Annotated in this window: 25 protein-coding genes; 14 read left to right on the top strand and 11 right to left on the bottom strand. The window is 68.7% G+C overall.

Going from position 1 to position 26,508, the window contains the following annotated elements; all coding sequences use genetic code 11:
• Positions 1 to 3: 3 nt before the first annotated feature.
• From purH to RM543_RS00115, 3 genes are all read right to left on the bottom strand, one after another.
• The gene (gene purH / locus RM543_RS00125) at positions 4 to 1,590 is read right to left on the bottom strand and encodes a bifunctional phosphoribosylaminoimidazolecarboxamide formyltransferase/IMP cyclohydrolase (protein ID WP_311688465.1); all 1,587 of its coding nucleotides are present in this window, start codon (positions 1,588 to 1,590) and stop codon (positions 4 to 6) included.
• 6 nt (positions 1,591 to 1,596) lie between these two features.
• Positions 1,597 to 3,333 (bottom strand): heparinase II/III family protein, encoded by a 1,737-nt coding sequence (locus RM543_RS00120; RefSeq protein WP_311688462.1) that lies wholly within the window; start codon positions 3,331 to 3,333, stop codon positions 1,597 to 1,599.
• A gap of 95 nt (positions 3,334 to 3,428) precedes the next feature.
• Positions 3,429 to 4,697, bottom strand: coding sequence for an RsmB/NOP family class I SAM-dependent RNA methyltransferase (locus RM543_RS00115; RefSeq protein ID WP_311688461.1), 1,269 nt, complete (start codon positions 4,695 to 4,697; stop codon positions 3,429 to 3,431).
• Between the two features lie 89 nt (positions 4,698 to 4,786).
• Between RM543_RS00115 and RM543_RS00110 the strand changes: the two genes are divergently transcribed.
• Positions 4,787 to 4,972 carry a DUF1674 domain-containing protein gene (locus tag RM543_RS00110; RefSeq protein WP_311688459.1) on the top strand — a complete coding sequence of 62 codons (186 nt, stop codon included), beginning with the start codon at positions 4,787 to 4,789 and terminating at the stop codon, positions 4,970 to 4,972.
• 14 nt (positions 4,973 to 4,986) lie between these two features.
• On the opposite strand, the gene dapB is transcribed toward RM543_RS00110, so the two are convergent.
• Positions 4,987 to 5,796 (bottom strand): 4-hydroxy-tetrahydrodipicolinate reductase, encoded by an 810-nt coding sequence (gene dapB / locus RM543_RS00105; RefSeq protein ID WP_311688457.1) that lies wholly within the window; start codon positions 5,794 to 5,796, stop codon positions 4,987 to 4,989.
• 337 nt (positions 5,797 to 6,133) lie between these two features.
• Between dapB and rbfA the strand changes: the two genes are divergently transcribed.
• The 3 genes from rbfA (at position 6,134) to RM543_RS00090 (ending at position 9,139) form a co-directional block, all read left to right on the top strand.
• Positions 6,134 to 6,586, top strand: a complete 453-nt coding sequence (rbfA, locus tag RM543_RS00100; protein WP_311688455.1) for a 30S ribosome-binding factor RbfA — start codon at positions 6,134 to 6,136, stop codon at positions 6,584 to 6,586.
• A complete protein-coding gene (locus tag RM543_RS00095; RefSeq protein WP_311688453.1) occupies positions 6,579 to 7,343 on the top strand; it encodes a phosphodiester glycosidase family protein in 765 nt (254 codons plus the stop codon). The genes rbfA and RM543_RS00095 overlap by 8 nt, the downstream gene beginning before the upstream one ends.
• A 71-nt stretch (positions 7,344 to 7,414) precedes the next feature.
• The gene (locus RM543_RS00090) at positions 7,415 to 9,139 is read left to right on the top strand and encodes a DUF6504 family protein (RefSeq protein WP_311688451.1); all 1,725 of its coding nucleotides are present in this window, start codon (positions 7,415 to 7,417) and stop codon (positions 9,137 to 9,139) included.
• Positions 9,140 to 9,144: 5 nt separating this feature from the next.
• Here RM543_RS00090 and RM543_RS00085 read toward each other — a convergent pair whose 3' ends face one another.
• Positions 9,145 to 9,804, bottom strand: a complete 660-nt coding sequence (locus RM543_RS00085) for an ABC transporter ATP-binding protein (protein WP_311689833.1) — start codon at positions 9,802 to 9,804, stop codon at positions 9,145 to 9,147.
• A gap of 11 nt (positions 9,805 to 9,815) precedes the next feature.
• Positions 9,816 to 11,075, bottom strand: a complete 1,260-nt coding sequence (locus tag RM543_RS00080) for a KpsE/RkpR family capsule polysaccharide export protein (protein ID WP_311688449.1) — start codon at positions 11,073 to 11,075, stop codon at positions 9,816 to 9,818.
• Positions 11,076 to 11,188: 113 nt separating this feature from the next.
• On the opposite strand from RM543_RS00080, the gene RM543_RS00075 reads away from it, so the two are divergent.
• The 5 genes from RM543_RS00075 (at position 11,189) to mutL (ending at position 16,291) form a co-directional block, all read left to right on the top strand.
• On the top strand, positions 11,189 to 11,941 hold the full coding sequence (locus RM543_RS00075) for an ABC transporter permease (protein WP_311688447.1): 753 nt from the start codon (positions 11,189 to 11,191) through the stop codon (positions 11,939 to 11,941).
• A 12-nt stretch (positions 11,942 to 11,953) separates the two neighbouring features.
• Entirely contained in the window at positions 11,954 to 12,871 is a 918-nt protein-coding gene (locus RM543_RS00070) for a glycosyltransferase (RefSeq protein WP_311688445.1), read from the top strand.
• A 161-nt stretch (positions 12,872 to 13,032) separates the two neighbouring features.
• Complete coding sequence (locus RM543_RS00065) at positions 13,033 to 13,374, top strand: DUF2794 domain-containing protein (RefSeq protein WP_311688443.1); 342 nt, start codon at positions 13,033 to 13,035, stop codon at positions 13,372 to 13,374.
• A gap of 264 nt (positions 13,375 to 13,638) precedes the next feature.
• Positions 13,639 to 14,379: an SDR family NAD(P)-dependent oxidoreductase gene (locus tag RM543_RS00060; protein ID WP_311688441.1), complete on the top strand. Its 741-nt coding sequence runs from the start codon at positions 13,639 to 13,641 to the stop codon at positions 14,377 to 14,379.
• Positions 14,380 to 14,428: 49 nt separating this feature from the next.
• Positions 14,429 to 16,291 carry a DNA mismatch repair endonuclease MutL gene (mutL, locus tag RM543_RS00055; protein WP_311688439.1) on the top strand — a complete coding sequence of 621 codons (1,863 nt, stop codon included), beginning with the start codon at positions 14,429 to 14,431 and terminating at the stop codon, positions 16,289 to 16,291.
• Here the strand turns inward: mutL and RM543_RS00050 are convergent.
• The 3 genes from RM543_RS00050 to RM543_RS00040 form a co-directional block, all read right to left on the bottom strand.
• Entirely contained in the window at positions 16,240 to 17,100 is an 861-nt protein-coding gene (locus RM543_RS00050) for a C40 family peptidase (RefSeq protein ID WP_311688436.1), read from the bottom strand. The genes mutL and RM543_RS00050 overlap by 52 nt on opposite strands.
• Positions 17,097 to 18,479, bottom strand: coding sequence for a leucyl aminopeptidase family protein (locus RM543_RS00045; RefSeq protein ID WP_311688434.1), 1,383 nt, complete (start codon positions 18,477 to 18,479; stop codon positions 17,097 to 17,099). The genes RM543_RS00050 and RM543_RS00045 overlap by 4 nt, the downstream gene beginning before the upstream one ends.
• 70 nt (positions 18,480 to 18,549) lie before the next feature.
• Entirely contained in the window at positions 18,550 to 18,930 is a 381-nt protein-coding gene (locus RM543_RS00040; RefSeq protein ID WP_311688432.1) for a hypothetical protein, read from the bottom strand.
• 138 nt (positions 18,931 to 19,068) lie between these two features.
• Between RM543_RS00040 and RM543_RS00035 the strand changes: the two genes are divergently transcribed.
• Together RM543_RS00035 and RM543_RS00030 are read left to right on the top strand one after the other, a co-directional pair.
• The gene (locus tag RM543_RS00035; RefSeq protein ID WP_311688431.1) at positions 19,069 to 19,734 is read left to right on the top strand and encodes a carbonic anhydrase; all 666 of its coding nucleotides are present in this window, start codon (positions 19,069 to 19,071) and stop codon (positions 19,732 to 19,734) included.
• Positions 19,735 to 19,921: 187 nt separating this feature from the next.
• On the top strand, positions 19,922 to 20,689 hold the full coding sequence (locus RM543_RS00030; RefSeq protein ID WP_311688430.1) for an SDR family NAD(P)-dependent oxidoreductase: 768 nt from the start codon (positions 19,922 to 19,924) through the stop codon (positions 20,687 to 20,689).
• Positions 20,690 to 20,782: 93 nt separating this feature from the next.
• Here RM543_RS00030 and RM543_RS00025 read toward each other — a convergent pair whose 3' ends face one another.
• Both RM543_RS00025 and RM543_RS00020 read right to left on the bottom strand, forming a co-directional pair.
• The gene (locus tag RM543_RS00025; RefSeq protein WP_311688429.1) at positions 20,783 to 22,447 is read right to left on the bottom strand and encodes a DUF4139 domain-containing protein; all 1,665 of its coding nucleotides are present in this window, start codon (positions 22,445 to 22,447) and stop codon (positions 20,783 to 20,785) included.
• 292 nt (positions 22,448 to 22,739) lie between these two features.
• Complete coding sequence (locus RM543_RS00020) at positions 22,740 to 23,762, bottom strand: aspartate-semialdehyde dehydrogenase (protein ID WP_311688427.1); 1,023 nt, start codon at positions 23,760 to 23,762, stop codon at positions 22,740 to 22,742.
• A 184-nt stretch (positions 23,763 to 23,946) separates the two neighbouring features.
• On the opposite strand from RM543_RS00020, the gene RM543_RS00015 reads away from it, so the two are divergent.
• The 3 genes from RM543_RS00015 (at position 23,947) to RM543_RS00005 (ending at position 26,378) form a co-directional block, all read left to right on the top strand.
• Positions 23,947 to 24,324 (top strand): PAAR domain-containing protein, encoded by a 378-nt coding sequence (locus tag RM543_RS00015; RefSeq protein WP_311688425.1) that lies wholly within the window; start codon positions 23,947 to 23,949, stop codon positions 24,322 to 24,324.
• 52 nt (positions 24,325 to 24,376) lie between these two features.
• The gene (locus RM543_RS00010) at positions 24,377 to 25,486 is read left to right on the top strand and encodes a THUMP domain-containing class I SAM-dependent RNA methyltransferase (protein ID WP_311688423.1); all 1,110 of its coding nucleotides are present in this window, start codon (positions 24,377 to 24,379) and stop codon (positions 25,484 to 25,486) included.
• 265 nt (positions 25,487 to 25,751) lie between these two features.
• Positions 25,752 to 26,378, top strand: a complete 627-nt coding sequence (locus RM543_RS00005; protein ID WP_311688421.1) for a SurA N-terminal domain-containing protein — start codon at positions 25,752 to 25,754, stop codon at positions 26,376 to 26,378.
• Positions 26,379 to 26,508: the final 130 nt, after the last annotated feature.

Raw genomic sequence — 26,508 nt, 5'->3', positions numbered from 1 at the left:
GCGTCAGTGCCTGAAGTGGCGGACGCCCGTCAGCACCATGGCGAGCCCGGCCTCGTCCGCCGCGGCGATCACGTCCTTGTCCCGCATGGAACCGCCCGGCTGAATGACGGCCGTCGCCCCGGCTTCGGCGGCGGCGAGAAGGCCGTCCGGGAAGGGGAAGAACGCGTCGGAAGCGACGACGGAGCCGCGGGTCGGCGGCTCGGAGAGACCCAGCGCCTCGGCCATGTCCTCGGCCTTTCGCGCGGCGATGCGTGTGGAATCCACGCGGCTCATCTGGCCCGCGCCGACGCCGACGGTCGCGCCGTCCCTGGCATAGACGATGGCGTTCGACTTGACGTGCTTCGCCACGGTCCAGGCGAAGATGAGGTCGGCCATCTCCGCTTCCGACGGTGCGCGCTTCGTCGCGACGGTGAGGCCGGCGGGGTCGAGGTGATGCGCGTCCCGGTCCTGGACGAGGTATCCGCCCGAGACCTGCCTGACCGTGGTCGCGGCGGCGGCGGGATCGGCCAGCCCGTCCGTGATCAGCAGGCGAAGATTCTTCTTCGTGGCGAAGATCTCGCGCGCCGCGTCGTCCGCGCCGGGGGCGATGACCACCTCGGTGAAGATCTCCGCGATGGCCGCGGCGGTTTCGGCGTCGAGCGGCCGGTTGAGCGCGACGATGCCGCCGAAGGCGCTCGTGCGGTCGCAGTCGAAGGCACGGGAATAGGCGTCCGCCAGGGTGGCACCGCCGGCGACGCCACAGGGATTGGCGTGCTTGATGATGGCGCAGGCCGGGCCCTGGCCCGCGAATTCGGAGACCAGCTCGAAGGCGGCATCCGTGTCGTTGATGTTGTTGTAGGACAGCTCCTTGCCCTGAAGCTGCTTCGCCGTGGCGACGCCCGGGCGCTCGGAGCCGTCGGTGTAGAAGGCGGCGGACTGGTGCGGGTTCTCGCCGTAGCGCATGGTCTGGGCCAGGGTGCCGGCGAAGGCCCGGCGGCGGGGCGCCTCGATCTTCATCGCGCCGGCCATCCATGTGGAGACGGCGGCGTCGTAGGACGCGGTCCGGGCGTAGGTGATCTGGGCGAGGTTGCGACGGAACGCGAAGGACGTTGCCCCGTCCTGTCCGTCCAGCTCCTCCAGAAGGGCGCCGTAATCCTCGGGATCCGTCACCACGGCGACATGGGCGTGGTTCTTCGCCGCCGCGCGCAGCATGGCCGGGCCGCCGATGTCGATGTTCTCGATGCAGGTATCCCAGTCCGCGCCTTTCGCGACGGTCGCCTCGAAGGGGTAGAGGTTGACCACGAGGATATCGATGGGGGCGATGCCGTGCTCTTCCATCGAAGCCGTGTGCCCGGCGTCGTCCCGGAGCGCCAGGAGGCCACCATGGACCATCGGGTGCAGCGTCTTCACCCGGCCGTCCATCATCTCCGGAAAGCCCGTGAGCTCGGACACGTCCCGCACCTCGAGGCCGGCGGCGCGGAGCGCCTTCGCGGTGCCTCCCGTCGAGACGAGTTCGACACCGCGCCGGCTCAGCGCGCGGCCCAGCTCTTCGAGGCCGGTCTTGTCGGAAACGGAAATCAGCGCCCGTTCGGGGCGGATGAGGTCGGCCATGTCGGGCTACTCCCAGCTCAGATCGGCCTCAGCCCCACCGGCGAGGTCGCGGATGCCGGCGGGGGTACCGTGCGCTTTCGCCAAGGTCCAGCCGATCTGCGCCGCGGACCCGCCGATTCGCCCCGGCAGGACGATCTGACGCGTCGCCCGCGGTTTCAGGCGCCCGCGTTCGAGATAAACGGACGGCACGAGGCTGATACCGTCCGCGCCCGTCTGCTCGAACACCCAGACCTCGCCGCTCGGGAGCTCGAGGGTCAGGGTCTCGCCCTCTATCCGCGCCTCGACGGAGGGGTGCAGGTGGAACCGCACGGAGAACGGCACGCCGCCTGTGCCCGTCTCCCCCAGCCGCCTCTCGAGGAGCGCCCGGTCCGCCTCGCTGAGCGCGCCGAGCGTGTCCTCCCCGGTCAGCGTCCGTCCATCCCGGGAGAGAACGAGGGTGCGCACATGGGTCAGTCCGTGGGTCGCGATATAGCCGTCATGCCCGGCCACGATCTTCTGCTCGCCGGCCGTGCCCCCGCGCTGGAGCCGGACCTCGCCGGGGCGGTGGCGCAGCTCGTCGCCCGCGGAGCCCGCGGCGAGGCGGGAGGACCAGACGCCATCGAGCCCCAGCGTCGAATGGCTCTGGGTCGACCGCCCGGCGCGCCGCCACGTCTCTCCGAACGTCGCGCCGGAGCCGCAATTGACGATCAGCGGCCGACGTCCCGAAGACAGCTCGAAGGCAAGGGTCGAGGCGTGGCCGTCCGGCCCGCCAGGGGGCGGAGCCGCATCCATGATGACGGAGGTTCGACCGGCCGCGAGGCGGGCATACCCCATCGCGGGACCCTCGGAAGGCGCGGTGCGGCGGCCCCATGCGGACAGGGCGAGATCGAGACGCCCTTCGGCGCCGCGTCCGCCGCCATGAAACCGTGCCAGCCCCCCATCGGCGTGGCGCAGCGCCCGGAGGACGGGCGCGCTTCGCTCCAGGGCCTGGGTCAGGGCGCCCGGCGGCGGCCGGCCGGCGTCCTCGAGCGCCTGCGATGTCCACGACAGGAGGGTGAAGACGTCCAGCAGCTCCTCGGGATTGCGGCTGCGGAGGGCGCCGCCCGCGTCGATCTGCCGGCCGCACTCCTTCGCCAGACCGCGCAGCGCCGGATCCATCCGGGCCGCCGTGCCCGCCTGCGACAGTGCCGACAGGATCAGCCCGCACAGGGCCTCGATCCGCGGCCGTCCGCTCGGCGCCGCGCTCCATCTCTTCGACACGAAGGCCGTCTGTCCGGCAAGCGATGCGAGGAACTCCCGCCGCCGGGTGGCGGTCTGACCGCGGAGCAGGAACGGTGCGTGCTGGAGCCATCGCACCAGCCGCCGCCCGGCGAGCTCCGGCGTCCAGCCCTCCGCGCGTCCGGTGCCGTGCCGGGCGATCCAGCCCCATGTCCAGTCCTGCGCCGCGCGCCGCGCCCGCGCATCGCCGAGCGCCGCCAGATCGTCGAGCCAGCCGAATCCCTGCCGCGCGCTCTCGAAGCCGGGACCAGGCGCCTCGATATCCCAGATCGCCGTGTCCGGCGCTTCGACGAAATGGCCCGCGAAGAGAAAGTCGCCGGCAAGAAGCTGACGGCCGAGAGCGACGGAGCCGATCATCCGTGGCTCGCTGACGCTGTCGAAGCTGTCCGGGGGCGGGGTGCGCGCCGCGCGGCGGGCATGCAGACGGTTCAGCCAGCGCGTTCGCCGCACGGCCCAAGTCTCACCTGCCTTCGCTTCCTCCGGCATCGCTCCCCCGGTCAGTCTGTACGCTGTCGGCGGACCCTAGGAAGCGCCGCGCGGGCTGTCACCGGAAGGGTGCGGCTTTGCCCCGCTCCTGTGACTTATGCGCCGCCCGGCTTGCGGTAGGCCGCGATCCAGAAGCCGTCGATGCCGACTTTTTCCGCCCAGCTTTCCGGCGTGATCCGCAAGGCGCCGGGGCGCGCGGTCCAGGCCGCCTCGAGGCCGGGGACGCGGTCCATCGCCTCGGGGTTGGGCACGAGGGACGCGGGCACGGCGAGGTCCTCGCCCTCCTGCGGCAGGAGCGAACAGGTACAGACCACGAGCCGGCCGCCGGGCCGCAACATCTCCGCCGCCCGCTCCAGGAGAGCCGTCTGCAGCGCGGCCAGCTCGCTGACCTGTGCGGCGCTCTTGATGTAGGGCAGGTCCGGGTGCCGCCGGATCGTGCCGGTCGCAGAGCAGGGGGCGTCGAGCAGGATCGCGTCGAACCCGTCCTCCGGTTGCCAGGCCGCCCCATCCGCCACGACGATCTCCGCGGCGAGGCCCGTCCGCGCAAGGTTGTCCCGCAGGCGGCCCAGTCGCTGATCCGACACATCGAGCGCCGTCACCGATGCCCCCGTCGCCGCCAGCTGAAGCGTCTTGCCGCCGGGGGCCGCGCAGAGGTCCAGCACCCGCTCGCCCGGCTGTGCGTCGAGAAGGCGCGCGGGGAGGGCCGCCGCCGCATCCTGCACCCACCAGGCGCCGTCATCATAGCCGGGAAGCGCGGAAATCCGGCCCGGCGCCGCGAGCCGAAGCGAGCCCGTCGGCAGGATCTCCCCCTCGGGCAGGGTCGCATCCGGGCCGCGCGGGGTCACGTCCACCGGCGGGGTGGCCTCGAAAATCGCTTCCATCTTCGCCACGCGGGCATTGCCATAGGCAGCGGAGAGCCGGCCGCGCAGCCAGCCCGGCAGGCGCTTCGGCGGAGCCTTGTCCCAGCCTTGGCGTCCGTCAGCGGCCAGCTTGCGCAGGACCGCGTTCACCATGCCGCTGGCACGGGGCTGCCGCCTCTTCGCCAGCGTCACCGCCTCGCTCACGACACCATGAGGTGCGCTGCCGTCGACCATCAGCTCGGTCGCGGCAAGCCGCAGGATATCCCGGATCTCGGGGCGTGGAGGCCGCGCGAGAAACGGGCCGAGCGCGGCATCGGCGCGGGAGGACAGGCGCAGCGTCTGCCGGGCCAGCCGCCCGGCGCGGGCGCGCACCTCGGGCGGGGCGTCTTTGTAGGGGGCTTCTGCCTCAAGATCGGCGAGACTGCGGCGGTCCCGCTCGACGCCTGCGATCAGGGTCAGGGCGAGCGCCCGCGGGTCCTGAACGGCTTTCGCGCTCTGTGACATTTGCCTCGGGCCTCGTTGCACGGTGGTCTGCGCGGCGTATATTAGGGGCATCCCTGCCGCAAGTTGCCCTGATGGGGCGGAAGGACGTCATGACCGATACGCCAGAGACCCGTCCGGAGCTTCCCGACGCCGCGCGCCGTGCCCTCGCCGAGGCGGCCGAACGCCGCGAGAAGGACAATGGGCCCGACTTGCCCCCGGAGCTCGGTGGCCGCAACGGCCCCGAACCCGTTCGCTACGGCGACTGGGAGCGCAAGGGAATCGCTGTCGACTTCTGACGTCGCTGCTGGCGTCAGAGCCCCAGGACGTCCGCCATCGAATAGTGGCCGGGCCCTTGTGACTGGCCCCAGAGCGCGGCCCGAACGGCGCCCCGCGCGAAGATCGCCCGGTCCGTCGCCACGTGCCGCAGAACGACGCGCTCGCCCTGACCGGCCAGGATGACGTCGTGCTCACCGACGATGTCGCCTGCGCGGATCGCCGAGAAGCCGATGGTCCCGGCCTCGCGCGGGCCCGTTATCCCGTCACGCGCGGCGCGGTACACCTTCTCCAGATCCTGCCCGCGCCCCTCGGCGGCGGCTTCGCCCAGCATGAGCGCCGTCCCCGATGGCGCGTCCACCTTGTGGTGGTGGTGCGCCTCGACAATCTCCACGTCCCATCCCTCGAGCGACGCGGCCGCCTGTTTCGCAAGCTGAACGAGCAGGTTGACCCCGAGGCTCATGTTGCCGGCGCGCACGATGACGGCATGGCGCGCCGCCGCATCGATCCGCGCGATGTCCTCGGCGGAGAGGCCCGTCGTGCCGATTACGTGGACCGCGCGCGCCTGTGCCGCGAGATCCGCCATCTCGATCGTCGCGGCGGGGGCGGTGAAGTCGATCACGCCTTGTGCGGAGGCCATCGCTTCGAGCGGATCGTCGGTCACGGTGACGCCGAGCGGAGCGCCTCCCATCGCCTCGCCGGCATCGCTCCCGATCCAGTCATGACCCGGCCGCTCCAGGGCTCCGGCGATGCGGAGATTCGGCTCTTCCGACAGTACTTGCAGGAGCATCCGGCCCATCCGGCCCGACGCTCCGGCCACTACGATTCCCGGTAGATCTCCGGCCATGTGTCGTCTCCATCACTGAGTGGGTCCCGCATAGACCGGCAACGCGCCCCGCGCAAAGGTGATGCGCGGTGTGGGGGGCACCGAGGCGCCCTGGCGCCCGGCGAGGCTCTGCGAAGCGGACATCCCTCCTGCCGCAACGACCGTAGCCGGGACCGCTCGAGCCTCCCCCGGTCACGGGGATGGTGCCTCGGTGTCATCTTCTCGTTGCCGCGCGGGTGCGCTTTCGCGTCCGGGACATTGTCCCGGCGTCCGTCTCCGACCCTTATTGGGCCCGCGGGGCCGCCCGCTGGACGGCATCCGCTTGCGCGGGGCGGCCGCCCTGCCTAGGTGTGCCTCCATGGGACGATCCAGATTCAACGAGCATGGCGGGGGCCCGTCGCAAAGACAGCTTCGCGTCGGCGAGCTCATCCGCCGTACGCTGTCGGACGTGTTGGCGCGCGGCGACATTCACGATCCGGAGCTGCAAAGGCTGTCGATCACCGTCGGCGAGGTGCGCACCTCGCCTGACCTGAAGGTCGCGACGGCGTTTGTCCTTCCCCTTGGCGGGCGGGGCGCCGAGGAGGCCCTGGCGGCGCTGCGGCGAAACCGGGCCGAGCTTCGACGTGCCGTCTCCAAGGAGATGACGTTGAAGTTCTCGCCGGAGTTGCGGTTCTCCCTCGATGAAACCTTCGATCAGATGGACCGGACCCGCGCGCTCTTCGATAGCGACGTGGTCCGCCGCGACGTCGAGGCCCCCGAGGACGAGGATGAGGCCTCCGGTCCGGCCGATACGGGCCCCGAGCATGGCTGATCGCCCGGGCCGCCGGGTTCTCCTGCTCCTCGGCGCCCTTCTGGTGCCGATCCTGTTTTCCCGCGGCGCTTCGGCGGAGGTGTCCTGTGAGCGGATCACCTTCGAGGATGCGCCCTACACCGTTTGCCGCGCCGATGTCGGATCGGACGACATCCGCGTCTTCTACAGCGACGCGAAGGACGGGATCTACGGCGGCTTCTCCTCCGTCGATACGATGCTGGCCGAAGAGGGCCGGACGCTGGCCCTCGCCATGAATGCCGGCATGTATCACGGCGATCGCCGTGCCGTGGGCCTGCTCATCGAGGACGGAGCGGAGAAAGCGCCGATCGTCACGTCCGAGGGCCCCGGCAATTTCGGCCTCCTGCCGAACGGCGTGTTCTGCCTCACCGAGGAGGGAGCCGGCGTCATCGAAAGCCGTGCGTTTGCCGAGGACCCGCCATCCTGCCGTTTCGCCACCCAGTCCGGGCCGATGCTCGTCATCGATGGCGCCCTGCACCCGCGCTTCATCGAGGGAGGCGACAGCCGGCATATTCGCAACGGCGTCGGCGTCTCCGAGGATGGAACCACGGTGTGGTTCGCCATCTCCGATGCGCGCGTGAACTTCCACGACTTCGGCCGCCTGTTCCGGGACAGGCTGGGCGTGCCGAATGCCCTGTATCTCGACGGCAAGGTCTCCCGCCTCCATGCTCCGTCCATCGGCCGGTCCGACCCGGGCTGGCGCCTCGGCCCGATGATCGGCGTCGCCGTCCCCCGCTGAGACTCGACTTCGGCTGCGACTCACCTTACCGGTGAAGCGTGAACAAATGGCGAACAAGTGGCCACCCGCAGATGCCTTCCGCGCGCCGGATCCTCTCCTTGTGGTTCCCCCGGATGGGAGCGGAACGCCTGCTCCGCCTGGAGCGGGCGCGACCTACAACGGCGCTCGCCGTAATCCGGGAAACCGGAAACACGCAGATCATCGACTCGCTGTCCGAGGCGGCAAGCGCGGCCGGACTGTCCCCCGGCCAGTCACTTCGCGATGCGCGTGCCTTGTGCCCGGATCTCGTGACCCGTCCCTCGGAGCCCAAGGCCGAGGCCGCGTTCCTGCGGCATCTTGCGCGCTGGGCCGGGCGCTATTCGCCCTGGGTCGCGCTGGCGCCGCCAGATGGCCTCGCCATCGATCTCAGCGGCTGCGCCCACCTTTTCGGCGGTGAAGAGGCGCTTCTGCGCCAGGTTCGGGCCGATTGCGCTGAAGTGGCGTTGAGCGTCTGCGCGGGGATCGCCGACACGCACGGCACAGCCTGGGCGGTGGCCCGGTTCCATGCGCGCGCGGCGGGACCCTTGCGAAACGGCGATGCGATCGATCAGGAGGCCCGGGCGACCCGCTCGAGAGCGGCGCGCCGGAGGAGCAGGGGCGTTGGGGACATGAACGAAAGTGCCCCGCGGGGCGGGTCTCCCATCGTTCCGCCGGGGGGAATGCGGGCGGCGCTCGCCGCGCTTCCTGTCGCCGCATTGAGGCTGCCGGATCCGATCCTGGAGCAGCTTGCGCGGCTGGGATTGCGGCGGATCGAGGATCTCGCGGGTCAGCCCCGGGGAGCGGTGGCCAGGCGGTTCGGGCCGGAAATCGGCCTGCGTCTCGATCAGGCGTTCGGGCTCGCGCCCGAGCCTCTTTCGCCGATCGCCCCCGATGCCCCCTTTTCCGCCCGGCTGTCACTGCCCGAGCCGATCGGACTGGAGGCGGATATCCTGGCGGGACTCGACCGGCTGCTGCTTGCCTTGTGCGACAGGCTGGCGGATCGGGGCCGCGGTGCGCGGCGCATCGTGCTTCGGCTTTTCCGCTGTGATCACACCTCCGGGCAGGTCGAGGTTCGCCTTGCCCGGCCCTCGGACGAGCCGATCCGGATCCGCCCCCTCCTGGCGATGCGGCTGAGCGATATCGATGCCGGCCCGGGGGTCGACGCGATGCGGCTCGAGGCGCCTGAAACGGAGGTGCTGCGCAAGGAGCAGGTGCGGCATCCGGTTGCGGCGCAAGGCGGCGGAACCGCGGAATCTCCTGCGCGCATGGCGGGCAGGGGGGCGACTGCGCCGGACCCTTTGCCGGCGAAGCCCGATGCCGAGTTTCCCGAGCTTGTCAGCCGGATCGGCGTTCGGGTCGGTCTCGAGGAAATCACCCGCGTTGTCCCGGGAGACAGCTACCTGCCCGAGCGCAGCGGCCAGATCATCGCCGCGGCCTGGGCCTTTCCGGCGGAAGCCTGGCAACCCTGCACGGTCCATCCGCGGCCCCTGATCCTCTTTCCGCCGGAGCCTGTTCACCTGCCGGCCGGCCGGGTCGTGCCCCCCGCTCCCAACGCAGCCCCCGGCCAGTTTCGCTGGCGGGGGCGGACCCTCGTCGCGAAGGATCAGTCCCAGAGCGAGCGGATCTGTCCGGAATGGTGGTGGGACCATCCTGACTGGCGAAGCGGGTTCCGCGATTACTGGCGGGTGGAGGCCGAGACGGGAGACAGCATCTGGATCTACTTCGCCCATGGAGACACGATGTCCGCGGGGTGGTTCTGTCACGGGATCTTCGGCTGATCGTTTCACGCGGCTTCGAGGATCTCCCGGTGATGGGAGATCGCATCCTTGATATCGTCATGCCAGGTCAGCCGGCCTTGCTCGAGAACGGCCCCGGAGGTGCAGATCCGGGAGAGAAGCGGCATCGAGTGCGACACGACGACGGCGCCCGCATGCGAGAGCCGGTGCCGGAAAAGCACTTCGCACTTTGCCCGGAACGCCGCATCGCCGACGCTCGTCACCTCGTCCACGAGATAGGTGTCGAAGCGGATGCCCATGGAAAGCCCGAAGGCGAGGCGGGACTTCATCCCGGAGGAATAGGTCCTCACCGGCTGGCGGAACTGCTTGCCGAGATCGGCGAAGTCCTCGACGAACGCGCAGAGTTCGTCGGTGTCGACACCGTAGATGCGGCCGACGAACCGCACGTTCTGCGCTCCGGTCAGGTCACCATGGAACGAGCCGGCGAACCCCACGGGCCAACTGACATGACCCTGTCTGGTGATCTTCCCCGAATCGGGCGCGACGGTCCCCGCGATCATGCGCAGGAGCGTCGATTTTCCAGCCCCGTTCCGGCCCAGAAGCGCGATCGACCGGCCTGCGGGGAAGCGCGTCGTCAGATTGTCGGCCACGATGCGGCTGCTCCCCTTTCCGCGCCAGATCTTGCTCACGTTCTGGAGCCGGATCATCGATTTGCCCGTCATCGCCGATCTCGCAGCGAATAGAAGACGAGCGTCCCGATGGCCCAGAGCAGCACCGCGAAGAGACCAGCGACAAGCAGGATGAGCGGCCTGTCCGGGAACCGGGCGGTCTCGGCCCGCGTCGGTGCGATGAAGGCCGCGAGATATCGGCTTTGTCGCCGCGCTTCCGCCACGGCGGCATCGAGGGCGGCCCGTGCGGCGACATAGGCCCCTTCGGCGAACTCCCGCTCCGCGGTCAGGCGCTCGAACTCGGAGACGGTTTCGGCATAGCTTGCCCTGTCCTGCGCGGCGTTGCCGAACTTTTGCCGTTCCGCCTCGATCCTCCCTTCGATGATCTCGATCCTGCGCTCCGCCTGGTCGATCCTGGGATCGGTGTCGCGCGTCCTGTTCCTCAGCAGATCCAGCTTGATCATCTCGTCCGCGAGTTGCTGCTGCAGGGTGTCGATGAGGCCCATCTGGCTCTGCACGTCCGCGGCAGGGTCCACGACGCGGGTCGTCGCCCGGAAGCGGGTCAGGCGCGCGCGAGCGTCCTGAAGCCGGGCTTCGGCCTCCGAAAGTTCCCGGCGCGCATGGCGCGTCGCATCTTCCTGCGCCTGGTCCGACAGGGCGTTGATCATCTCGCCGCTTCTGCTCAGGACGACCTCGGCGATGTGCTGCGCATCTGCGGCTTCGAACGCACGGACCTGCATCTCGATGAGGCCCGATCCGGGATCGTAGCTCACCCGCACCATGCGCTGCCAGTAATCGACCAGATCCTCCAGAGACGCCTCCGGCTCGAGGGCGAAGAGGGGATCGCGCGCGTGCGGGGCGCTCCAGACAGCGCGCAGATCGAACTCCGCCTCGACGGCGGTCACCAGATCCTGACTTTGCAGGTAGGCATGGAGGATATCGGCATCGGCCGTGTCGCCGCCGCCCAGATCGCCGAGGCCGCCGAGAAGGTCGATCCCGGACATGCCTTCTTCCTTGCGTACTGCGAAGCCCGCATCGGAGGCGAACTGGTCCGCGGCACGATCGTAGAGATATCCGGCGGCAAGAAGGAGCGGCGCGAGAACGGACAGTGCGAAGCTCGCGATCAATCGTCTGTGGCGCCTCTTCGATCGCGCGGGAGACGCCGCGGGGCGGACGACATGCGGCTTGTGGAACGCCTCCGGCAGGACCGGGCGGGGCCCCCGTTCCTTCGCCGCCGGAATTGGCGGACGGCGCAGCAGCGCCGGCGCGGCCGGCGCAGGGTTGGTGGCGAGCGCGGCTGTGTGCGGCATGTGGGCCTCCGGACCAGAATCGTCTCGCCGCCCTCTTTAACTCTCCACGCTTAAACGTCCCCTTAACGCGAACGAAGTACGAACCCCCCTCAGGGTAGCGATGAGGAGCTCGTATGAGGGTGATCGGCGCGATGATGCTCCGTGAGATGGCGACCAGCTACGGCCGGTCGCCGGGCGGCTGGTTATGGGCGGTGGCGGAACCCGTCGCTGCCATCACGCTACTGTCGCTGCTCTTTTCGATGGCATTTCGGGCGCCCGCGCTCGGTCAGAACTTCCCGCTCTTCTATGCCACGGGATACCTGCCGTTCATGCTCTTCAGCGATGTGTCGACGAAGATCGGCGCAGCGCTTCGATTCTCGAAGCCATTGCTGGCGTATCCCCGCGTGACGTGGATCGACGCGATCCTCGGCCGTTTCTTCCTCAACCTTTTGACGCATCTGCTCGTCACATGCGTGGTCATGGCGGGGATTGCGGGGATCTACGGCGTGCCCGGCCCGGCCCGCCCCGGGGCCCTGCTCAATGCGCTTGGAATGGCTTCGGCCCTCGCGCTCGGCGTGGGAACGCTGAACTGCTTCCTGCTTGCCATGCTCCCCGCGTGGGACAGGATCTGGCAGATCGCAACCCGGCCCCTGTTCATCGTGTCCGGCATCTTCTTTCTCTTCGAGGCCGTGCCGGAACGATATGCGGGCGCACTGTGGTTCAATCCGTTGATTCACGTGACCGCCGAATTCCGGAGCGGCGCCTATGCCGGCTATGCCCCGGACTGGGTCAGCGCCGCCTTCGTGTACGGCGTTGCTGCCGGGGCGTTCGCTCTCGGCCTGATCCTTCTGCGTCGCCATAGCCGCGACATCATGGCTCGGCTCTGAGGCGGGGGCATCATGCGCGATCACGTTGCCATCCTTCTGGGCCTGTACGGCGAGACGCCCTTCCTCGGCGCACAGCTCGACTCGATCGCAGGGCAGGACCATTCGAACTGGACCCTGTTCGCGGGGTGCGACGACGCAGGTTGCAGCGAGGCCATCGCCGGCATCGATCCCGCGCGATTGCGTATGATCAAGGGGCCCGGGCGGGGGTTCGCCGCCAACTACCTCAACCTCTTGGGCCAGGTCGAAGCCGACACGTCATATGCCGCGTTCTGCGATCAGGACGATATCTGGCATCCCGACAAGCTGCGCCGCGCCATCGAAGAGTTGCGACAGGTGGAGACCGGAACCGCGGCGCTCTACGTCGCGCGAACGCGCGTGGCTGGCGCCGTCCTCGATCCGAGGCACATCTCGCGCGCTGGCGGCGGGCGCCCATCATTCGCGAATTCTCTCGTTCAGTGCATCGGAGGGGCGAATACCATGGTGATGAATCGCGCCGCGCTCGATCTTCTTCAGGCCGCGCGGCACGAGGCGCAGGACGAAAATGGCCCCGCATCGCATGATTGGTGGGCCTACCAGATCATCACGGGGGCGGGCGGAGTGGTCCTGACCGATGATGCTCCGAGTGTCCTCTATCGCCAGCACGGTGCGAACCTCGTGGGTGACAATTGCGGCCTCATTCCGTTCCTCCGCCGCGTCAGGCTCATGCTCGGCGGGCGGTACAGGGCGTCGGCAGAAGGCGGGTACGCGGCGCTCGCGGCGTCCGCCCACAGGATGACGCCGGCGAACCAGGCCATCTTCGAGGCGTTTCGCCAGGTGCGGTGTCTTCCGAGACTGCGTCGGCCACTCGCCTTCAGGCGCGCCGGGATCCGCCGGCAGGGCCGTATCGGCACCGCGTTGTTCTATCTCGGAGCAGCCCTCGGCGGCACGTGACACGCATAAGGCAAGACGCTGATCTTTAACGTCGTTCGTGCCGCCTCCGAGACATGCCCCATGGTTCTCGGGGAGCAGCGCCGCGGTCACGTTGTCGAATGCACTGCTTTGGGGGCCGCGAAGTGCTTGATCTGAGAGGCCTCAATGCACAGAGTTTGCAGATGACGTTCCAGTCCGGCTCATCGATATCCCCGCACAGTCCCGACAGGGTCGCCTTCGATCGGCTCGAGCTCGGCGCGATCCTGACGCTCTACGGGCGAATGGTGGCTGCCGGAGAATGGCGGGATTACGGGATTTCGATGCTCAAGGACGTCGCCGTCTTTTCCATTTTCAGACGCACCGCGGAAAATCCGCTCTACCGGATCGAGAAGCGCCCCCGGCTTCGCAGTCGTCAGGGGATGTACGCGGTGATCGGCATGGATGGGCAGATCTTGAAGCGCGGGCACGATCTGCGGTCGGTGCTGCGTGTGCTCGAGCGCAAGTTGATCCGTGTGGTCGACTAGCCCGCGGCGTTCCGGCGGACGCGGATGCCAAGCCGGGTGCCTCAGATCTCGACGTCTATCGCGTTGAACGTTCTGCCGATGCGAGGGCCACGCAGGCTGACGCGAAACGCGGAAAAATACACAATTCGAAGCCTGGATACCCCGCTCGGCAATCGCGCAGCGCGGCGGTCGGGTCGTTGACGCATCCGTCCGGAGACCCACTTATTCACCCTGAGTGAACCGGCCTCCGCAAGGAGGCGTCGCAGGACGGAAGAGGGTAGGATCGTGCGCGAGTGGAGCGGGAAGACATATTGGTTGGTCGGCGCGAGTGAAGGCCTCGGCCGGGCTCTGGCAGGGCAGCTCAGCAAGGTCGGCGTGAGCCTCGTTCTGTCGGCGCGGAATCAGGACCGGCTCCAGGGTCTCGCGGACGAGCTTCCGGGGCGCGCCCGGATTGCCCCGTGCGATGTGACCGATACGGGTTCGGTGGAGGCGGCCGCGGCGGAGGCTGGCGAGATCGACGGCATGATCTATACCGCCGGCGCCTACTGGCCGATGTCCGCGCGGGCTTGGGATACCGAAAAGGCATTGACGACGCTCGACGTCAACCTCGCCGGGGCGTCGCGCGCGCTGGGGGCCGTCCTGCCGAAAATGATCGCGCGGGATCGAGGACACATCGTCCTCACGGGCTCGCTCGCGGCCTATCGCGGATTTCCGGCCGCGACGGCGTATGGGGCGAGCAAGGCGGGAATCATGCACCTTGCCGAGGCGCTTTATGCCGATCTCCGCGGCAGCGGCGTCGCGGTGCAACTGGCCAATCCGGGCTTCGTGAAAACGCGCATGTCCAAAAAGAACGACTTCCACATGCCGGGCCTGATGGAGCCGGAAGATGCGGCGCGTCGGATGTTCGAACACATGGGATCGGACAACTTCAAGAGCGGGTTCCCCGGCGGCGTCTCCTCGATGATCCGCTTCGGACAATTGCTGCCGGACTGGGCGTGGTATCCGCTGACGCGCAGCGAGAAGTAACGCGGGATCCGGGTTCACGACCGCCTTGGGTCATGCTAGCCATAGTGCCATGCCCGATGGTGACCCCAAGATAGATACTGCTGCCGGCCCCGTGATCCGGCAACTCGACGATACGGTGATTAGCCGGATCGCCGCGGGTGAGGTGGTCGAGCGGCCCGCATCGGCGGTCAAGGAGTTGGTCGAGAACGCCATCGATGCCGGGGCGACCCGGATCGATGTCGAGGTGGCCGATGGCGGCAAGAGCCTGATTCGCGTGAGCGACGATGGCTGCGGCATTCCCTCCGAGGACCTGCCGCTTGCGCTCGCCCGTCACGCCACCTCGAAGATCGACGGCTCGGATCTCCTCGCCATTCGCTCGTTCGGCTTCCGCGGCGAGGCACTGGCGGCGCTGGGGGCGGTTGGACGCCTGACGCTGACGAGCCGGGTGATGCGGTGCGACGCCGGAGCGACCATCGCGAGCGCCGGGGGAACGCTCGGCGCGGTCAGGCCCGCGGCACGGGGATGTGGCACGACGGTCGAGTTGCGCGATCTCTTCTACGCCACGCCCGCGCGCCTCAAGTTCCTCCGGACGGACCGCGCCGAAATGCAGGCGGTGAGCGACATCGTGCGCCGCCTTGCCATGGCCGAACCCGGCATAGCGTTTACCTTGTCGCAAGTCACCGATGGCGAGGCTCGGGTCAGCTTCCGCGCCGATGCCGAAACCGGCGACCTGTGGGGCGCGCTGCGCGGGCGTCTGGGCCGGATCATGGGGTCCGACTTCACCGAGAACGCGCTGGCGATCGATGCCGAGCGGGAGGGCCTCCACCTTGGCGGGTTCGCCGCGCTCCCGACGTTTTCACGCGGGGCGGCGACGCATCAATATCTCTTCGTCAATGGCCGCCCGGTGCGGGACAAGTTGCTGACCGGCGCCTTGCGCGCTGCCTATTCCGACGTGCTGAGCCGGGATCGGCACCCGGTCGCCGCGCTTTTCCTCTCCTGCGATCCCGAGCTGGTGGACGTGAATGTCCATCCGGCCAAGGCAGAGGTTCGGTTCCGTGACCCCGGAACGGCGCGGGGGCTCGTGGTGTCGGGGCTCCGCCATGCGCTTGCGGAGGCCGGGCACCGCTCGTCGTCCCACCTTGGCGGCGCGGCGCTGGGTGCGATGCGGCCGGAGGCAGGCGCGCCACCGGTCTACCAGCGGGACTACACAACGCGAGCGTCCTGGGCGCCGCGGCCTGCGCCTGACCTCGAGCCCGGTTTCGCGGAGATGGGGCCATCGGCGCGGTACGAACCTGCACCGGCCCCGATGGATGCAGGCGAACCGGCGGCGCCGACCGAGGACTATCCCCTTGGCGCGGCGCGGGCGCAGCTCCATGAAAACTACATCGTTGCGCAGACCGGGAGCGGCGTGGTGATCGTCGATCAGCACGCGGCGCACGAGCGGCTGGTCTATGAGCGGCTGAAAGGGCAGATGGCGACGAACGGGATCGCATCGCAGGCCCTGCTGGTCCCGCAGATTGTCGAGCTGCCGAATGGCGGGGCGGACACGCTGCTTGCCGAGAGCGACGCGCTGGCTCAGCTCGGCCTCGTCATCGAGCCGTTCGGCGGCGGGGCGGTGGCTGTTCGCGAGACTCCGGCGCTTCTGGGCCAGGTCGATGCGGCAAAGCTTCTCCCGGACCTTCTGGATGCGCTGGAGGATGCCGGTGCGGGGGGTGGCGATGCTGGCTTGCTGGGCGCGCGGCTCGACGCGGTGCTCAGCCGGGTGGCCTGCCACGGATCGGTGCGGTCCGGCCGGCGCATGGGCGCCGAAGAGATGAACGCGCTCCTGCGGGAGATGGAAGCGACGCCGAATTCGGGGCAGTGCAACCACGGCAGACCGACTTACGTCGAGCTGAAACTGTCCGATATCGAACGGTTGTTCGGCCGGGCGTGAGCGGTGACGGGGCCGTCGCCCTGCGCCTCGATCCGTGCGATGGCCTCGGCAAGCCCTTCATGCGCGACCGACATGCTGTGCGCGTTGGCGTGGATGATCCGGTCGGGCGAAACCGCCATCGCGACATGGCCCTTCCAGAAAAAGAGGTCGCCCCGCCGCGGTGCGTCATCGGCAGCCGGGAAGGCGAAACGCTGCAGGTCGCTGTCGCCGGGGCAGGGGAGGCCGCAGGCGACGAGGGCCGCCTGGACGAGACCGGAGCAATCAATCCCGAGCGTGCCGTTGCCACCCCACAGGTAGGGGGTGCCGAGGAAGCGTTCGGCCACCGCGGCAGGGTCGGATTCGAACGTGTCCACTTCGCGGAGGTGGGAGGCGATGACGTAGCCGCCATGGCCTGCGCGGAAGCGACCGTCCTGCGAGGTGCAGGACAGGAGGGCGCCGTGGGGAAGCCAGCCGACCTCCGGTGATTTGATGTCCGGCGCGCTGTAGAGGTGGGCCGACCGGGCTGCGACGGCATGGGTTGCGTCGGTGGCCGGGCCGAGCGCGGCTTCGGTCACGTAGCCCACATATCCGTCGAGGCCGGATTGGACGAAGGCGATCCCCTCCCGCCGGTCAAGGACGCGGAGCGGCGTTCCGAAGAGGAGCTGCCTGTCCCGTTTCCCTCCGGGCGCGGAGAGAAGGTCCGCCACCGGCTTGGCCAGCGAGGCAGGTTCGCCCCGAACGAAGCGCTCGGCATCGACCTTGCCGCGCAGCTCTTCGGCCGCGACGCGTCCGTTGGCCGGCGTCAGTCGCCGGTCGTGGGACCTGCTCACGAAAGGCTGTCTTCGATGGCGCCGAGGATCGCGCGGGCACCCTGCTGCAATGCACCGACGGGGCGGCCCGGCGCGCCGTTCGCGTTCCAGGCGTAGATGTCGAAATGGGTATAACTGGAGACCGGCGCGGCGAACCGGCGGAGGAAGAGGGCAGCGGTGATCGCACCGGCAAAGCCCCCTTTCGGCGCATTGTCGAGATCGGCGATGGCCGGCTCTATCAATGCCTCGTAGGGGTCGTGGAACGGCAGCCGCCAGACGGGGTCCGCCATGCGGCGCGCCGCGGCGGAGAGGGCGTCGGCCAGGTCCTCGTCATCCGTGAAGAACGGGGCGATGTCCGGTCCGACGGCGACGCGGGCGGCGCCCGTCAGCGTCGCCATGGAGATGACGCGGTCCGGTGTCTCCTCGCCCGCATAGGCGAGGGCGTCGGCGAGGACGAGGCGCCCTTCGGCATCGGTGTTGTTGATCTCGATCGTCTTGCCGTTGCGCGCCGTCAGCACGTCACCGGGGCGGAAGGCGTTGCCGGAGACCGAATTCTCCGCCGCGGGAACGAGGACGCGCAGGCGGATCCGCAGGCCAAGCGCCATGATCGTCCGGGCGAGGCCGAGGACATGTGCTGCGCCGCCCATATCCTTCTTCATCAGGCCCATCGAGGCGCCCGGCTTGAGATTCAGCCCGCCGGTATCGAAGCAGACACCCTTTCCGACGAGGGTGATGGCTGGGCCGTCTTGCCCCCAGCGCATGTCGATGAGGCGCGGCGCACGCGGGCTGGCTCGGCCGACGGCGTGGATCAGCGGGAAGTTCTTCTCGAGGAGGGTGTTGCCCGCGGTCACGTCGATATCGGCGCCGAACTCCGAGGCAAGGGCCCGGGCCGCATCCTCCAGCTCATCCGGGCCCATGTCCGACGCGGGGGTGTTGATGAGATCGCGGGTGAGGGCTTCGCCGGATGCGATGGCCTCGATTCTGCCTGCGTCCACCCCGGCGGGGGCGATCAGGGCCGCCTTCTGCGCGGTCGCTGATTTGTACCGGTCGAAGCGGTACCCTGCGAGAAGCCAGCTCAGGGCGGCCTCGTTCGCCGCGTCCGGCTCCAGGTCCGTTTCCAGCCGATAGGTGCCTTCCGGCAGGGTGGCGGCGGCAGCGGCAAGAGGAGAGCGGGAGCGCTTGCGCTGCTCCGCGCTACCGTAGCCGGCCGCGGCGATGAAGCCGCCATTGCCGTCCGGCGCGAGCATGGCCTGGCCGGGGGCGCCCGAAAACCCGAGGCGCGCGAACCAGTCGGACGCGGCCTTCGGCAATCCCTCCGCCCAGGGCGCGACGGCGTCCGACGGGACGAGGTGAAGCGCGATGGCGTCCTTGGACTCGGTGGGGGCGAAGGTCAGCGACATGGAAAACTCCTGCGGGTATCTGCGGCGAAGCCTAGCTTCCGCCACTCTGCCCGCAAGGGGCTGCGCAGGGTCAGACGGCTTGCGGTGCGAGATCCAGAAGCGCGGCCCTCGAGCGTTCCCCGACGCGTTGAAGGCGGGCGAGGGTCGCGCCGAGGGCCGCCTCGTCGCCCCGTTCGGCGCAGACGGAGACATCTCGCGCCACGCGGGCGAGCTTGGACATGCCGATCTGCTCGGCGATGGCGGCCAGTCCGCGGGCAAGGCGCACCAGCTCGGGCGGCCGCACCCCCGAACGCGCCAACTGGCCGAGCTCCGTCAGGCGGGAGTCCAGTCGATCCAGCGCGCGCCGGACAAGGGCTTCGGCCTCCGCCGGCCCCAGGTTCTCGATGAGATGACCGAGGCGGTCCAGGTCGAGGCGGATGTGATCGTCCGGCATCCGGAGTGCATGCGTCATGTGTCTTGTCCTCTTCAGCGTCCCGACCCCCTCGGACCCGTGGACGCACATTGACACGCCGGGTTGAACAAACGGTTGCGGCGGGGCAAGAAAACCTCGCAGCCTTTCAGTGAACCGAAAAGCCTGAGGAGACGATGCGTGGCCGATAACGACTCCCCGATCCTTGTCCGCCCGCTACCGGGGTTTCTCGCGACGAGGTACCATGGCTGGAAGGCGACCACCTATGCCGAGAGCAAGAGCTGGCACCGGCGTCTCGCGGCCGAGGGGCAGCGGCCCCGGATGATGGCGATTGCCTGCTGCGACAGCCGGGTGAACGTCAACGCCGTCTTCAGCGCCGAGACGGGCGATATCTTCCTGCACCGCAACATCGCCAACCTCGTCCCCACGTTCACGCCGGACGGGGACCATCACGGCACCTCGGCGGCGGTGGAGTACGCGGTTCGGTTCCTGAAGGTGTCCCACATCATCGTCATCGGGCATTCCGATTGCGGCGGCGTTGCCGGGTGCCATGCGATGTGTTCCGGCGAGGCGCCCGAGTTCGAGGAGAAGACCAGCTTCATCGGACGGTGGCTCGACATCCTGCGCCCCGGATACGAGGCATTGCCGCAGGGCGAGGACAAGGCGGCGCAGCTGAGGATGCTCGAGCGGGCGGCCGTCACGACATCGCTCGAGAACCTCGGCACCTTCCCGTTCGTGCGCGAGGCGGTCGAGGCGGAGGAGCTTTCCCTGCATGGCCTCTGGTTCGACATCGGAGAGGGAACGCTCGAGCATTACGTGGCGGGCGAGGGCTTCACCCACGTCTGAGTGGCGCGGGGGGCCGCTGCGAGGTCCGGCCGTCCTTTATCGTTCCCTGACAAAACCTTGAGCTCAGTGCGCACAGGCGCACGGGGGTGCGCGATCACGCCGATGGCCATGGCCGCCTGAACCCTTAACTGAGGGAGGTCGATACGGCGGAAGGCTCCGCTGTCTCAAACCCATCAGGAGCAGATACATGGATTTTCAGGGCAAAGTCGTTCTCATCACTGGGGCCGCCGGCGGGATCGGCCTCGCCGCCGCCCGCAAGTTTGCCGCCGAGGGGGCCAAGCTTGCCCTCGTAGATCTCGACAAGAGCACGCTTCAGGATGCGACCGGCGATATCGAGGGGGCGCTTCTGCTGCCCGCCAACGTCACCGACGAAGCGGATGTGAAACGGTACGTCGACGAGACCGTGAAGGCGTTCGGACGTATCGATGTTTTCGTCAACAACGCCGGCATCAACGGCGATTTCAAGACGATCGACGAGCAGAGCTTCGAGAATTATCGCAATGTCCTGGACGTGAACGTCATCGGCGTGGCGATGGGGCTCAAGCACGTCGTCGCGCAGATGAAGGCGCAAGGAAATGGCGGCGCCATCGTGAACACCGCATCCAACGGCGGCCTGCTCGGTGCGCCGGGGATGAGCGCCTACGTCGCCTCCAAGCACGCCGTGATCGGGATCAACAAGTCCGTCGCACTCGAAACCGCAGGCGACGGGATCCGCGTCAACGCAGTCTGCCCCTCCGGCGTCGATACGCAGATGATGCGGTCCATCGAGACCAACGCGATGAAGGGCAACGAGGCCGAGGCGCGCAAGTCGTTCGAATCCTCCGTGCCGATGGGGCGTTACGCCGAGTCGGAGGAGATCGCGGATCTGATGCTCTTTCTCGCCAGCGACAAGGCCTCCTTCATCACCGGCGCCTATTACCGGATCGACGGCGGCGGTGCCGCGACCTCCACATGAGGCCATGACGGATCCGGCGCACGCCCTCGCGGCGCCGGCCGGGACCGGATCGGGCCGGAGCTATTGCAGCTCCGGCCCGTTTTGCGTCCGCTCTCAGGGCTGCCAGCTGAGCTCTTGCCCCTGCGGCCAGCTCAGCGTCGCGGTGACGGTGATCGTGCGGGTCTCGCCGGGCGCCAGGGTGAGGTTCCAGACGTCGATGCCGCGCTGGTCCTCCCAGTTCTCCGCGTCCGGCCGTGGTTCGATGCGCAGGTCGATGTCGAGATCTTCCTGCTCCGAATAGGGCAGGGCGATCAGGGTCTGTACGTCCTGCGGTGCGCCGGTCAGATTCTGGACGTCGTATTCCAGCGTCTGGCGGCGGGTGTTGGACCGGGAGACGAGGCCGACATCGCCGGTGTCGTTGCGGATCTGCCGGTACTCCAGACGGATGCCGTCGAGCGGCCCGAAGGACAGCTCTTCCTCGGCACCGGCGGCGATCAGCGGCAGGCGGGACCGGCCGGAGAAGGTGCCGTCCACGTAGAGCGCCGCTTCGCCCGGCAGGATCGGCTCGTCCTCATCGTTGGTGAACTCCGCAAGAAGGTAGGCGGTCTGGTCGATGCGCGGCACGGCGCGGGCGAAGGGGTCGGCCTCGAGCTCCAGAACGTCGAGCGCGAGCTGGACCGGGTCGCCTCCAGACCCCACGGTCACCTCCTCGGGGTAGGCATAGGTGACGGAGAGACCGGAGATCTCCGCCGAAGCCGCCTCGCGGGTGAAGTCCGCGCCGGACGCCTTCATCTCCCGCGTCCCCTCCATGACGGGCGCGGGGGCCATGTCCATCTCGGCGGCACCCGCGACCGTGGCGCGCGGCTCATAGGGCGGATGGATGGAGGCCTGGTTCTGCCATGGCTCGGTCGGGATCACCTGCGCGTAGGGATCGGCGGTGGACAGCGTCAGCTCCACATCCTGCCAAGCCTCGCCGGTTCCCTGGCTGACGAGCGCCTTGCGGGCGATATCGAGAGTGCCAGTGTCCCGATCGAGGCGGAGATCGTAGACCGGCGTCCAGCTGGCATTGCGGCTGAGCGCGGTGAGGGTGAGCGTGGCGGGCCCGGCCTCCTCCGCCATGATTTCGACAGCCAGCATGTCCACCGCGCCGGCGGGCGGGGAGAGCTCGTTGAAGCGGCGCCGGGCCTGGGCGAGCTGCTTCTGAAGCTCCTCGAGCGCGTCTTCCTGTTCGGCGAGGCCGGGCGTGGCGGCGGCAAGATCGCGGGTCGCCTGGGCGAGTTCGCTGCCGAGCGTGCCCGACAGCTGGGCGAGGCTGTCCCCGTCGATCCCGTCCACCTTCTCGGCGCTGAGGGAGCGCAGGAAGGCGATACGGGCTTCGGCCGAGGCGACGTCCGCTCGCTGCTCGGCCAGATCGCGAACCGCTGCCTCGATACGATCCTCGAGCGTGTCGATCTGGCCCTGCGCCTCGCTCTGCGCGGGGGAAAAGACCTCCTCGGGGTCGGTGACGTAGCCCGGCAGGAAGCTCACCGCGCCGACGGTGATGCCGCCGGTTGCCTCGATCCGGGGCGGGTCCTCCCCCACGCGGGCGCCGCCGGCCGGGATGAGGACACGGTGACGGCCCGCGGGCAGGTCGACCTCGGCCGTGCGGGTGACGCTGGCGCCGAGGGGATAGACGATGGCCGATTCGGGAGGGGCGGGAATGCGGAATTCCTCAGCTCCTGCCGCGCCCGCCAGCCCAAGGGGCACGAGCCCCGCCAGAAAGATGTACCGCGTCGTCATATGGTCCTCCCGCGCCGCAGCGCTGCCGTAGTGCTGTCAGGAAACTGCACGTCTCGCGGTCACGTTGCATCCCGAAAAATGCCGCCGCGCGATCAAGATACGGGTAGGGGCACCTGCTGGCCCGATCTGCGCCGCCGGGTTGCGGGCGCTCCTCCCGACGCTCCGCCCCTCCGGCGAAATGCGCTTCGCCAGACGGAGGGACCGCGCCGTGCATAACGTCAAACGCCCCCGCGGTTCTCCGCGGGGGCGCTTCCTGCTGTCCGTCTGGCCCGGGGGGCGACCGCCCCGATCCTCAGCCTTTTTTCAGCATCCGGTTGCCCAGAAGCTCGGCGATCTGCACCGCATTCAGCGCGGCCCCCTTGCGAAGGTTGTCGCTCACGCACCAGAGGCTGAGGCCGTTCTCGATCGTCGAATCCTGACGGATCCGGCTGACGAAGGTCGCGAACTCGCCGACGCATTCGATCGGAGTGACGTAACCGCCATCCTCGCGCTTATCGACGACCATGATGCCGGGGCTCTCGCGCAGGATGTCCCGCGCCTCATCCTCGTCCAGGAATTCCTCGAACTCGATATTGATCGCCTCGCCGTGGCCGACGAAGACCGGCACGCGGACGGCCGTCGCGGTGACCTTGATCGACGTGTCGATGATCTTCTTAGTCTCGGCGACCATCTTCCACTCTTCCTTGGTCGAGCCGTCCTCGAGGAAGACGTCGATATGAGGAATGACGTTGAAGGCGATCTGCTTGGGATAGACCTTGGGCTCGACCTCCTGACCGGGGACGTAGAGGCCCTTGGTCTGGTTCCACAGCTCGTCGATGGCGTCCTTGCCCGAGCCGGAAACGGACTGGTAGGTCGAGACGACGACGCGCTTGATCTTCGCCCGGTCGTGCAGCGGCTTCAGCGCCACAACCATCTGCGCGGTGGAGCAGTTGGGATTGGCGATGATGTTCTTCTTGGCGTAGCCCTCGATCGCGTCGGGGTTCACCTCGGGCACGATCAGCGGGACCAGCGGGTCGTAGCGATAGAGCGACGAGTTGTCGATCACGACGCAGCCGGCCTTCGCCGCACGCGGGGCGTAGGTCTTCGTGGCGTCGGAGCCGATGGCGAAGAGGGCGATGTCGTACCCTGTGAAGTCGAACTGTTCGAGGTCCTGGGTCTTGAGAGTCCGATCGCCATAGCTGACTTCGGTCCCGATCGATTTCCGGGATGCGAGTGCGACGACCTCGTCGGCCGGAAACTGACGCTCGGCCAGAATGTTGAGCATTTCGCGGCCCACGTTGCCCGTGGCGCCCGCGACGACGACCCTGTAACCCATGACGGGCCTCCTTTTCCTGCGGTGCGCGTTCCTTAGCAGCGTGGCGCGTAGCCCGAAAGGGGCAGCCGGGGCGGGTTTTCCCGAAAGCGCGGCGAATTTCGGCCTGAGGCTGTGCTCCTTCCTTGAGGTCCTGCGGCCGCGGTATAAGGTTCGCCCGTGTCAGCACTTGAGAAGGCTCTCCTTCATGCCGCCCGCCGCCCGCATCTCCGACATGCATGCCTGCCCCATGATCGCGCCGGGGCCCACGCCCCATGTCGGCGGTCCGGTCATCGTCGGCTCGCCGAACGTCATCACCGTGAAGATGCCGCAGGCGCGGGTGGGCGATTCCTGCATCTGCGTGATCCCGATGGACAGCATCGCGAAGGGGTCGGCCACGGTGCACGTCAACAAGCGGCCTGCCGCGCGGCTGGGGGACAATACCGTTCACGGCGGCGCCATCGTCACCGGCGCTCCCACCGTCATCATCGGGGATGCGGCAGCGGTCGCGGCGGTGCAGCTCGGCGCCGCGCAGCCCTGCCTTGCCAAGGCGGCGAAATCCGGCGCGGCTTTCGTTAAGGCCTGAGTGCCGCTTTTGCCGTTCTCCCCGGCCGGCGCCCGCCCTATGGTCGCGGTCCATGACTGACACGCTCGATATCTTCCTCGTCGTTGCCCCCGGGCTCGAAACCGTACTTGCCGAGGAGGCGCGGGCCTCCGGCTTCGACGTCGCCGAGGTGACGCCGGGCGGCGTCTCCCTCCGCGGGGGCTGGCCCGAGGTCTGGCGCGCCAACCTGGAGCTGAGAGGCGCAAGCCGGGTCCTCGTCCGCGTCGCGTCCTTCATGGCCTTTCACCTTGCCCAGCTGGACAAGCGCGCACGAAAGATCGCGTGGGGCGAGGTGCTGCGGGCGGATGTCCCGGTCCGGGTGGAGGCGACGTCCTCGAAGGCGTCCAAGATCTACCATGGGGGCGCCGCCGCTCAGCGTATCGGACGTGCGATCAACGAGGAGCTGGGAGCGCCGCTGACGGACGACGCCGCGCTGACGCTCAAGGCCCGGATCGACGACAATCGCGTCACGATCAGTGTCGATACCTCCGGGCCGACGCTGCACAAGCGCGGCCACAAGGAAGCCGTCGGCAAGGCGCCGATGCGCGAAACGCTCGCTGCGCTCTTCCTGCGCCGCTGCGGTTTCACTGGGACCGAGCCGCTGGTGGACCCGATGTGCGGCTCGGGCACCTTCATCATAGAGGGCGCCGAAATGGCCGCGGGGCTTCAGCCGGGGCGGAGCCGGGGCTTTGCCTTCGAGCATCTCGCGAACTTCGATCCCGCGGCGTGGACCAGTCTGAAGGGTCGGGCAGGCGGCAGCGCGCCCTGTCGCCACCATGGCTTCGACCGCGATCCCGGCGCGATCCGCATGGCGACCGCGAATGCAGAGCGGGCGGGCGTGGGGCAGGGGACCAGCTTCGCGCCGGGCTCCATCAGCGAGCTGCAACGCCCCGAAGGACCGTCCGGTCTCGTCATCGTCAACCCGCCCTACGGCGGGCGCATCGGCAACAAGCAGGGACTGCACGCGCTCTACGGCAGCCTCGGCAAGGTTCTGGCCGAGCGCTTTTCCGGCTGGCGTGTGGGGATCGTGACGTCCGAAGCCGGCCTTGCCCGTGCGACCGGGCTGCCGCTTCTGAAGGCGGACGCGCCGGTGCCCCATGGCGGGCTCAAGGTCGCCCTTCACCGGACCGACCCGCTTCCCTGACCCGCGCGCGGGATCTATTATATGACACGTTATCCACTGCATCTGTTCAAGCGGTCCCCCGCCGATGTCGGGCGGCGGACGGATACGTTTATGTGACAGTGGTTTAAGGCCGCCTCTCCCGCCCATAGGTCCTTGCGCGAGCCGCTCCGCATCCCGCGGGGCCAACGCAACTGCCGGCGCGATGCGAACTGGGACGGGCGCTGCCCTCCTATGTCTCTCGTGCCGAAGCTCGGGCCGCGACAGGTCCGGCAAAGGAGAGACGATGATGCTGAACACGATGCTTCGCGGCGGCGCCGCCGCCCTCGCCATGACCTCGCTACTCGGGGGCGCTGCCCTCGCGCAGACGCATACCGAAACCGGGGAGGGCGCGGCCTCTCCCACCGAAGCGATGGGAATGTCCGACGATCAGCCCGTTGCCACGGTCGGCAACACGGAGATCACCGGGGGCGACCTCGCCCGCTTCATCGAGGGCCTGCCTGCCGAGATGCAGGAGCAGCCGCCGGAGCTCCTGATGTCCATGAGCGCGCAGCAGCTGATCCTGCGGGAGCTGCTTCTGCAGAAAGCCGACGCGGAAAACCTGTCGGACGATGCCGAGGTGCAGTCCCTGACAGATGGCTCGGGCGCCATGGATGGGGAGAACGCGATGATCCGCGTTTACCTCGACCGGGAGATGGAAACGCGGGTGACGGACGAGGCGGTGCAGGCTCTCTATGACGAGGCAGCGGCCCAGGCGGGCGAGGGGGAAGAGCTTCCGCCCCTCGCCGATGTCCGCCCGCAGATCGAGCAGCAGCTTCAGCGCGAAGCGATCCAGAGCATCCAGGCCGAGCTCGCCGCCGAGACCGAGGTCACGATCTACGGCCCCGACGGCGAACCGATCGAGGACGCCGGCTGATCAGGCCCTGGACTCGAGCCGGGGGATTCTCTCCGGACATCGCCCGCCGCGGTTGCCCCCGCGGCGGGCTTTTTCGTGGCTACACCGCCGAGCGAACCTTCCCTTGGGTCGCATTCGACAGCAGGGCGGC

The sequence above is a fragment of the Tropicimonas omnivorans genome, from assembly GCF_031846565.1.
Classification (GTDB): Bacteria; Pseudomonadota; Alphaproteobacteria; order Rhodobacterales; family Rhodobacteraceae; genus Tropicimonas_B; species Tropicimonas_B omnivorans.
This window is presented reverse-complemented; position numbering and strand designations above follow the sequence as displayed.